1 protein-coding gene is annotated in these 1,588 nt (G+C 68.6%); it reads right to left on the bottom strand.

Annotated elements, in window-relative coordinates; all coding sequences use genetic code 11:
* Positions 1–207: 207 nt before the first annotated feature.
* Positions 208–1,428, bottom strand: a complete 1,221-nt coding sequence (locus ACFWBD_RS41450) for an IS701 family transposase (protein WP_385679407.1) — start codon at positions 1,426–1,428, stop codon at positions 208–210.
* Positions 1,429–1,588: the final 160 nt, after the last annotated feature.

The raw sequence follows: 1,588 nt of genomic DNA, 5'->3' as shown, positions 1-1,588 counted from the left end.
TACTCCAGCAGGATTTCGCTGTCTGACCTGGTCTTTTCGCCGGGTGGCGGGAGTGTAGCGGGACTTGGGCCGTGCGGGGGCGGTCTCACGGAGACCGCCCCTCGATCGTGCGACAACGCCGCAGGTAGTGACAGCGGCGGGCGACTGCTTGGCGTTGACGGCGCCAGTTCGACCAGCTCAGCGCGTGGTGTCGTCCGCGGTGTCCGCTCAGGTGCGGGGGCCGGGCACGACAAGCTGCCAGGAGTCGCCGAACCTCCGCCACTGTGAGCCCGATGAGCCCGGGTGTCTCACCTGTTCCACCCCCTTTTCCCAGGACTGGTGGGCCGTGGCGGCCAGGAAGGCGTGCGCGAGCATGGCCAGAGTGACGTGCCGATACCAGCCCACGTAGCGGCGGACCTCATACTGATCCAGGCCGCACTCGTTCTTCGCGGCCTGGAAGCACTCCTCGATCGCCCAGCGTGCCCCGGCGACCCGCACCAGCTCCTGGACGGTGACCTGCAGGGGTGCGTAGGCGAGGTAGTAGGCGATCTCGTCGGGCTTGCTGATGCTGCGCCGGGCCAGTGCCCACCGCATCCGGTGAGGGACCTCCCTCTGATAGTCGAACTCGGTGACGGCCGGCAGCCGCACCGCTGCCCAGTGATAGACGCGGGGCCCCTTCGCGCCGTCGCCGCATGAGATCTTCTCCCATGCCTCGGCGGGTGCCTGAGCGAACAGGCCCTCGATCCGTGAACAGCCCACGCTGAACTGGGACTTGGGGACGGCCAGCACGTAGCCGACACCCGACTGTTCCAGCAGCCGGCGGAATCGGTTGTCCTGGCCGTAGGCGGAATCCGCGGTGACCCAGGCAATGGGCAGCGGCGAGGCCAGGGCCCGCAGCACCATGTGCCGGGCCAGTTCGCCTTTGGTGGCGAACTCCCGCTCGTCGGGGACCTTTGCGGTGCGGCAGCGTTCCCGGTCCTCGGTCCAGGACTTCGGGAGGTAGAGCTCGCGGTCGACCAGAGCCCTGCCACGGGTGGTGGCGTAGGCGGCGAAGACGCCGATCTGGCAGTTCTCGGTCCGGCCGGCGGTTCCGGAGTACTGGCGCTGGACCCCAGCGGAGGTGGTGCCCTTCTTGATGAACCCGGTGTCGTCGATGATCAGGACACCGTCGCCCTCGCCGAGCTTGTCGGCGACGTATTCCTGCAGGTCGTCGCGGATGTCATCGGGCTCCCACTTCGATCCGGCGAGGAGGTGCTGCAGGCCGTCAGGGGTGGAGTGGCCGGCCTGTTCGGCCAGCTGCCAGCTGTTCTTACGGGCTACCGGGGCGAGCAGCCCGCGCACGTAGTCCCGCATCCGGCGGCGGGGCTCGACCCGGCCGAAGCGGTGCCCGACGGCCAGGAAGAGGTCATCCAGTTCGAGGTCCCACTGCGCGGCGGCAGACTCGGTCATCACCCTCGGAGGCTGCCCCGCCGCTGTCACTACCTGCGGCGTTGTCGCACGATCGAGGGGCGGTCTCCGTGAGACCGCCCCCGCACGGCCGAAGTCCCGCTACACTCCCGCCACTCGGCGAAAAGACCAGGTCAGACACCGAAATCCTGCTGGAGTACTA

Source organism: Streptomyces sp. NPDC060002 (genome assembly GCF_042737245.1).
Taxonomy (GTDB): domain Bacteria; phylum Actinomycetota; class Actinomycetes; order Streptomycetales; family Streptomycetaceae; genus Streptomyces.
Note: the sequence above shows the minus strand (reverse complement) of the source record. Positions and strands in the feature narration are given on the sequence as shown.